The following is an 8,016-nucleotide window of genomic DNA, read 5'->3' on the forward strand; positions in this document are numbered from 1 at the left end:
CCAATTCTTACATCAAATCAACGGTTTACGCTATGCTCGCCAGCAGTCCTGCATAATCCGGGCTAGTATCATCAGAAATCCAATGATTGGAGTTATCCATAAACATTGAATTTCCCTCATTGTTCATGTCCGATACCTTGAAAAACGGCAGTTCTCCCGACACATTACCTTGAAATTTCAGGGGAAAGCCATTTCCTCCTTTGAAATCGCCATAATCCCCCAGAGTTTTCATATCCCACTCCCCCTTAAACCCCGGCAGGCGGGTTTTGCCGGTGAGGAGTTGTTGCATGGCGGCCTGCTTGAGGTCGCGCTTTTTGGCGATCAGCGCATCCAGCGAGGCAATCAGCGCATCCGCATCGCTTAACGCTGTGGCAATAGCATGTTGCTCAGGCCGAGAGGGAACAGGTATCGGAATTAGAATAAATTTTTCTCTTGGGAGATGCGCTATGCTCGTTTGCGTCGTGTAGTTCACGAACACGCCCCGCTCAGAGTAGCTCTTTAGCAATGAAAGCATCAACCGATGATCAAATTCACGCATGGCTCGGAGCCGATGTAACGCTTTCTGAAAATAGCATTCCTCAATAGGCGCATCCCAAATCGCAGCGCGCCCAACTTCTCCCCCCTCACAAGCTAAAATATCCCCTTCCTTCAACCTGAATTTAATAAGATCTGGGCCTGACATACGCATTTTAGGCAAGTCGGATAAATCGAATGTCCCCCATTGCACCGCTCGGTTCCCGAGGTAATTCTTTAGGATTCCGACGTTCTTTTCTTCGTCAAGCATTTTGCCAAGTTGGACGTCAAAGATTTGACCTAACGGCAGGACATCCCAATCCTCAGGAATCACACCGATTTCAGTCTGCTTGTAGCCCGCCTTCACCATGCGAACCCCATCCGCTTGAGGTGCGCATCCACCTTGGCGCTCAGCGCCTCGACATCCGCCGCCAGCTTCGGCAACGGCGCCGCATAACGCTCGGTCAGCAGCTTGATCCGCCCCGTGAGGCTCTGGCTGACGCGGTCCAGCTCAGAGGTCACATCCGCCTGTAACACGGCAAACCATTTATCCTCGACCAACAATTGCCGCAGCTCGGCATCGGTGAGCTTGGCATAGTGCCTGGCCGTTGCAGTATCCAGCGCCAGCTTCGCCGCCTTCGCCGCGTCCGCCGCCTCTTTCTCCTGCTCCATCAGCGTCAGGTACGCGGTCAGCGCCGCGCGCTCCTCCCCGGCTGATTTGTCGGATTTGATCTCCTTCAGCCGGTCCTTCACGCTTTTAATGGTCAGTCTGTCCTTGTCGGACCTCCCATCGGCCAGCAGCCCGCCCTCGCCACCCTGTTCTTCCTCCAGCTCCTCAAGCGCGCGGGCCAGTTCCTCCGCCTTGGCTTCCAGCGCCTCCAGCGCCGCCTGCTCCGGGCCAAAAAACCGCGCCACCACCAAAGCGGGCGGAATAAGTTCGGCCTTCAGCTTCTGCTTGCCGAGGGTGATATCCGGCGTCTCGGTAAATTTGCCCTCCGCATTTTTCACCAGCTCGCGGATCTGCCGCGCCGCCGCCCAGCCATCCTGAACGATGACATACACATCGTCCTGCATCATCTCGGCCCAATAGGTCATGAGGTGCTGATAGACATCGTATTTGTCGATCAGCGGCACGTCGGCAAAATGCGCCAGCAAATCCTCGGCCAGTTCCTCGATCAGCTTTTTCGGGTGGTCGCCCACCGCGATATTCTTCAGCCGCTCACCATGCGCCGCCCGCCAGCCGGCGAACACCTCCGCCACGCGGGCCGAAAATGCCGCGAATTCCTTGTGGTTTAATATGGCGGGCTTCACCGCCGCGGGTGCTACTTTCGGCGCGGCATAACCCGGCCGCTCGCCAGGGCCGAACAACTCCCCCCGCACGGCAGGCAGCACCGCCCAATAAGGGGCCAGCGCATCGATATCGCGCAACGGAATGCCGCCTTTCAGATGCGCCTCGATATCCTGCAAATCCTCGGGCTCGGAGCTATCGATATAGCGGGGGATGTTGAGGTTAAACCCGTTCTTCTCGATCTCGGCCAGCGGCACCATGCGGGAATAGCGCTCAACCTCCACCTGGCGGGTGAAAGTATCGACGATTTTATGCAAATCCTGGTCACGCAGGCGGTTCTTGTTGCCGTCCTTGATAAAGCCCTTGGAGGCGTCGATCATGAAAATGCCGGTGCGGGCGTGGGCGTTCTCCTTGTCCAGCACCACGATGCAGGCGGGAATGCCGGTGCCGTAAAACAGATTAGCCGGCAGGCCGATGATGCCCTTGATATAGCCCTTGCGGATGATTTTCTCGCGGATCTCCGCCTCGGCATTGCCGCGGAACAGCACCCCATGCGGCATGACGATGGCGCCCTTGCCCGTGGTTTTCAGCGAGGCGATGACGTGCAGCATATAGGCGTAATCGCCATTCTTGGCCGGGGGCGCGCCATAGCTGAAGCGGCTAAACCGGTCATTGGCGGGGTCAAAGCCGGTACTCCAGGCTTTGTCCGAAAAGGGCGGGTTGGCGACCACGAAGTCATGGGTTTTGAGGCTGCCGTCATTGTTGACGAAATGCGGTGACGACAGGGTGTTCTCCCGCCAGATTTCCGCCGTGGGGCAACCGTGCAGCACCATGTTCATGCGCGCCAAGGCGCGGGTCGCCACGTCCTTCTCCTGGCCGTAGATGGTCAGGTCATAGGGGGCTTCGTCATGGGCCTTCAGCAGCAGGGAGCCGGAGCCGCAGGTGGGGTCGTAGATGGATTGCGCCGCGCTGCGCGCCGCGTTGATGCCGATCGCCTTGGCCATGATGCGCGAGACCTCGGCCGGAGTGTAGAACTGCCCCTTGCTCTTGCCGGACTCCGTGGCGAAGTGACGCATGAGGTATTCATAGGCATCGCCCAGGATGTCATCGCCCTCGGCGCGGTTCTTGCTGAAATCCAGCTCCGCCCGGTTAAAAATGCCGACCAGCGCCGAGAGGCGGTCGATCATGTCCTTGCCGGAGCCAAGCTTCTCCGGGTCGTTGAAATCGGCAACGTCGATCACGCCTTTGAGGTCGTTCGCCTCGGCCAGCTTGGCGATAATGACGTTGATCTTCTCGCCGATATCCTTGTCGCCGCGCAGGGCCACCATATCGGCAAAACTGCCACCGGGGGGCACCTCAATAAGGCCATTGGGGTCGCCGGCATATTTGTCCGAGACGTATTTTACGAACAGCAGGACGAGGACATAGTCCTTATACTGGGAGGCATCCATGCCGCCCCGAAGCGCGTCACAGCTGGCCCAAAGCGAGCTGTAGATCTCAGATTTCTTAACCGCCAAACGCCTAGCCCCTTAATGCCTGTGCCGCCGGGCCTAGTCGGCCGCTGCGACTCGATCGCTCTTAACCTATCGCACTCTTTGACGGCTCGCACCTCTACCACAGGCCGTCCTCGCGGCGGCCGAGTGGTGCGGACAACTCAATCGGAACGGTTCAATCTCAGTCTAACACCCTCTCCTCCACCATTTTCCGGGATGAATTCCACTCCTGCTGCCTCAAGCGCGTTGCGAATAGCTTCTAGGGTCGAGACATTCGCCGGATGATCGGATTCAATCCGGGTAACGGTCGCTGGAGAAACCTTCGCTAATTGTCCAACTTCACGGACGCCGATTTTGAGGGCGGCCCTAGCCATCCTTAATTGTGTCCCTGTTATCATATAATCTCCTTGACATCGTTAATCCATTGGCTCTATATTGATACCACGTTATCATGTGATGGCGGAAGACACCCGCAAATTTTGTATTCAAGGAATATCATGGCACACAATGACCCCGGCCGCGCCCGTCCCCTCATTTTACTTTGTTACCAATACAAGTCGATTACGCACGCCCTCAAGGTGCTAGGCGATGACCTCCCGGACGCATTTTTGAAGACCAAATCCCGGAAAGCTCAGATCCAAATCATCAGCTACCGTTTGATCGCCGGCTGGTCTACTGAAGAAGCTTTCGGTTATTTTCCACCACCGAAATCTGCGGAAAAGGGCTATGCCCATCCCCTCCAGTGCGGTGGACTGGTATTTCCGTCAAAGTCTGCCCTGGCAAAAAGCCGCGGCATCACAAAAAAGCTTCTCGGGCAGCGGATGAGCCGTGAGAAGTGGTCGCCCGAGGTTGCTGCAGAGCTGGTTCCCCCGCCCCACTACGCCGCTCGCCTCGGCGCTAGCCTTGGCTGTGTGTATATGTGGAATCACATATCCAGCGGCAAAAAGTATATCGGACTGACGATCGATCGGAATCGTCGGAATTGGCAGCACGTCGCGTTGTCCAAATCAAAAAACCTGGTGCCCGGCACCCTTCAGCATGCCATGGCGGAGTTTGGAAGGGATCAGTTCGAATTTCTCATCCTGGAAGACGACGTTCCTGCATCGGATCTTCCCGCGCGTGAAAGGCACTGGATCAAACTTTGGGGAACGTTGAAGCCAAATGGCTACAACCAGAACGCAGGTGGTGTCTTCGGAGGCATGGGGTCGACCGTTGTCGTTGACGGTGTCACGTACGCCGGATTCAGAAGTGTAGCTGAACGCTACAAAACGAACGCCGGAAAGGTCGTGCGCCGGATGAGCCTGGGCTGGTCGCTCGAAGACGCTGTGGGCATGACCGGACGCAAACCCAAGACCCGCTCGCCGATTACCATTAATGTATTCTCCAAGGTAACCGAGTTCAAAAGCTCAACTGCGGCGTGCCGGTACTGGGGGCTTCGCCATAGCGATGTGGCACGGTCAGTTAAACGTGGTGGAAAGGACTGGGATACCGCGATTAACAATGCGCTCATTGTGAAGACTCACATGGCAATGCAAGACATCGATGTGGTTGCGGGCATCTCCAACCAACGTCGCGGCCGCTTACTACCATCTCTGCGCCTTTCCTGACGGCCTAGATACAGGCCGCTGAGGCGAGGCAACAGCGGCCTGTGATGGTCGAAAATGGCGTGTAAATTTTGCCACGGATTCGCGCTTCAAATTTAGGATTACAAATTGCTATGTCGCAAAAGCCTAAGACTAAGGCGAGAAGTATTTCCGCACTCGAAAGTTCTTACCGTCGGAATGAATCTACGGTCGAAAGCGACGAGCTTGAGCGGGATACTTCACCGGAGCCTGTAAATCCAGCTCATGCCGCTGCAGATGTTCTGTTACGCGGACTTTTCAAAAATGCTTCTCCTGGACTAAAAATAAATGCGACGGACATCGTCATAATTCGAGTTCCAAACGTGATGTGGGTCCCATTCGTGGCGGAGGTTGCCCCTAGAGTTTTGCTAGCGATCGACACCCCAAACCGCAAATCGCCCGAGAGCCGAACCTCTCTTGGGAAAAATGAAATTTGTCGAGTTTTTGAGAGGACCGAGGCGCTCGTTGAGTACCGTCGTGAACGCTTCTGTGACGAAGTAGCGGCAGCGATACTCTCGTCAAAGTTGGTTATCATCGTAACTCAAGATGAGGCTCAATTGATCCCTGAGCACATTAATCGCGCGGCCGATCATCTTTTCATTTTGCCTTTGTTCGAGAGCGCATCCTTCCGGGAGTTCTTGACCCTTTCACTCGGTCCTAAGCGCGTTGATGCTAAGTGCGTAGACTTTAAAAACATACAACCGCACATGCTACAACTGTCTACTCGTAGGGGACAGACACCGCAGGATTATGTTGAGCGTTTAGCAAAGCTGACATATGAAGCGCCGGTGTCTGCGCCCGTTGCCAGGCGTTCAATCGCCTTGGAAGATCTGCACGGAATGCCCAACTTATCTGCGTGGGCTGAAGCGCTTGCTCTCGATATTGTGGAGTACCGAGCCGGACGTATCCCATGGGATGATGTCGACCGCGGCGCACTGCTTAGCGGTCCTCCGGGGAGTGGCAAAACGACGGGCGCTCAAGCCGTTGCCGATTTCTGCAAAGTTCCATTTTTTGCAACAAGTTATTCAATTTGGCAAAGTACAGGTGATGGGCACCTGGGTGATGTCACCAGTTCAATACGCGATGCGTTTAAGCAGGCGCGGGCGGCAGCTCCGGCGATCCTATTTATCGATGAGCTTGACACCATTAATAGTCGACAAACACAAAATCGAAATTCAGATTGGTGGAGCAGCATCATAAACACTCTCCTGCAAGAGTTGGATGGAGCTGTTGATCGAGATGGAGTAATCGTCATCGGTGCTAGTAATTACCCGGAACGGATTGACTCGGCTATTAAACGCGCCGGAAGACTGGATCGCATAATCGAAATCGGCCTTCCTGATCTCGCCGCTCTCGAAAAGATATACTCCTTCTATGCGGGTGATGCTCTTACGGGTCATAACCTGACGCAGCTTGCAAGCATCTCGGAGGGGCATAGTGGAGCTGACGTGGCGCAATGGGTCAGAGGGGCAAGGAGGATGGCGCGCGTCGAGTGTCGGCCAGTTACCTTTGAGGACATTTTTCTTGAGATTTGCGGACAGAGGGCTGATCCTCAAGATGTCTTCATGCAACGCATTGCGGCTCATGAGGCGGGGCATGCGCTGGCCATTATCCATCGAAGGCCCGATGCGCCCCCAACACTCACGCTGGGTACACAAGGTCACCTATCTGGGGCCACCCTTTATAACTCGCCTCGACCCTCGGCGCTCACTTACGGAGACGTCGACGATCTTCTCGTTGTCTTTTTGGCGGGGCGCACAGCAGAGGAAGTGGTCTTTGGCCAATTTTCCGCAGGCGCTGGCGGTTCTGTGGAAAGTGATCTCGCACAGGCGACACAACTCGCGATTCGTGCAGAGCTGTCACTTGGCTTGGGAAGCACGGGCTTACTCTGGAGCGAAATCGCTGATCCAGACCGCGGCCATGCCTCCCTCGTTCTGCGGCCGGCCCACGACGCCGCCGTCCGTGCTCGTTTAGAAAGAGCGTATGATGAAGCCAAGAAACTAATCACAAGCAATCGCGTCGCCGTGGACATGTTCGCCAAAGCTCTCCTGGAGCGCAGCGTTCTTTTACCCGCAGATATCGCCAATCTGTGGAGATCGGCTGAGTCGATAAGGACTTCTTGTGAGGTTGGCGAAGGCCAGTCTCATAAGCAAAATCCAAAGGTCTCCAAAAATTATATTCGGAAGAATTAACATGACAACGATCAGTATTCTATCCGACCTGCATTATGAAATCTACGCGCACGGCCTTCATGATCGCCTTCCCAAAGCCAAATCGGATTGCCTCGTTGTAGCGGGTGACTATCATCGTTCACAGTATGTCGTGAAGCACCTCAGATCAGAATCTCAATTCCCGGATATTCCGATTATTTTTGTTGCCGGCAACCATGAGCACTACCGCACAGGCCGCCGCCCCCACGAAAATATACTTCAACTCCGTGAAGACGCGGAGAGGGATCGCCAGGGCCATGGCCGGGAGACATGGTTTCTTGAAAATGATTCTGTGGAACTTACATTCGGCGGTAGCAAGATAAGATTTGTCGGCGCAACTCTCTGGACCGATTTCCAACTTTTTGGCAATCCCGCGGGACACGCAGCATACGCCCACAGTGCGTTGAACGACTACGTCTGCATTAAGTCTGACATCAAGGATGTGTTCAAGCTTCGACCTTCAGAGACAGTCGCCTGGCACCGGCAGTCAGCTCAATATATTGCACAGGAATTGCGTAGACCGTTCGACGGTAAGACGGTCGTTATAACCCATCATGCCTCATCTGCCCGCAGTATTCATCCTCGCTTTCGTGACGATGGACTGACCCCGGCGTTCTGCTCAAACCGAGATGACCTTTTGGCACTGGGTGCGAACCTTTGGGTCCACGGACACACACATGATTCGTTTGATTATCGCGCTGGAAAAACCCGAGTCATTTGCAACCCACGTGGCTATGGAGTTGGCGTTGGCATGGAACCAGAAAACGCGAATTTTAAGGCAGACCTCGTCGTAGAGATATAAAACTCTCTTCGCTTATATCTACGTAAGCGTCAGCGGAGAGCCGCGGCTCAATTGATAGCGCAGCATTTTTTATATTTTTTGCCTGAGG

Annotated in this window: 6 protein-coding genes; 3 read left to right on the plus strand and 3 right to left on the minus strand. The window is 55.0% G+C overall.

All coding sequences use genetic code 11. The annotated features are described in order from the left end of the window. Positions 1 to 25: 25 nt before the first annotated feature. The 3 genes from QQJ84_RS12830 to QQJ84_RS12840 form a co-directional block, all read right to left on the minus strand. Positions 26 to 883 (minus strand): restriction endonuclease subunit S, encoded by an 858-nt coding sequence (locus QQJ84_RS12830; RefSeq protein ID WP_284258632.1) that lies wholly within the window; start codon positions 881 to 883, stop codon positions 26 to 28. Further along, positions 877 to 3,318 (minus strand): type I restriction-modification system subunit M, encoded by a 2,442-nt coding sequence (locus QQJ84_RS12835; protein ID WP_284258633.1) that lies wholly within the window; start codon positions 3,316 to 3,318, stop codon positions 877 to 879. Before QQJ84_RS12835 ends, QQJ84_RS12830 begins: the two co-directional genes overlap by 7 nt. Positions 3,319 to 3,455: 137 nt before the next feature. Continuing rightward, positions 3,456 to 3,692, minus strand: coding sequence for a helix-turn-helix domain-containing protein (locus tag QQJ84_RS12840; protein ID WP_284258634.1), 237 nt, complete (start codon positions 3,690 to 3,692; stop codon positions 3,456 to 3,458). Positions 3,693 to 3,791: 99 nt separating this feature from the next. On the opposite strand from QQJ84_RS12840, the gene QQJ84_RS12845 reads away from it, so the two are divergent. The 3 genes from QQJ84_RS12845 to QQJ84_RS12855 all read left to right on the plus strand — a co-directional run bounded on the left by QQJ84_RS12845 (position 3,792) and on the right by QQJ84_RS12855 (position 7,928). Beyond that, positions 3,792 to 4,901, plus strand: coding sequence for a GIY-YIG nuclease family protein (locus QQJ84_RS12845; RefSeq protein ID WP_284258635.1), 1,110 nt, complete (start codon positions 3,792 to 3,794; stop codon positions 4,899 to 4,901). A gap of 68 nt (positions 4,902 to 4,969) precedes the next feature. Further along, positions 4,970 to 7,108 (plus strand): AAA family ATPase, encoded by a 2,139-nt coding sequence (locus QQJ84_RS12850; protein WP_284258636.1) that lies wholly within the window; start codon positions 4,970 to 4,972, stop codon positions 7,106 to 7,108. A 1-nt stretch (position 7,109) separates the two neighbouring features. Further along, the gene (locus QQJ84_RS12855) at positions 7,110 to 7,928 is read left to right on the plus strand and encodes a metallophosphoesterase (RefSeq protein ID WP_284258637.1); all 819 of its coding nucleotides are present in this window, start codon (positions 7,110 to 7,112) and stop codon (positions 7,926 to 7,928) included. Positions 7,929 to 8,016: the final 88 nt, after the last annotated feature.

It is taken from the genome of Acidocella aquatica (assembly GCF_030160635.1).
GTDB lineage: Bacteria > Pseudomonadota > Alphaproteobacteria > Acetobacterales > Acetobacteraceae > Acidocella > Acidocella aquatica.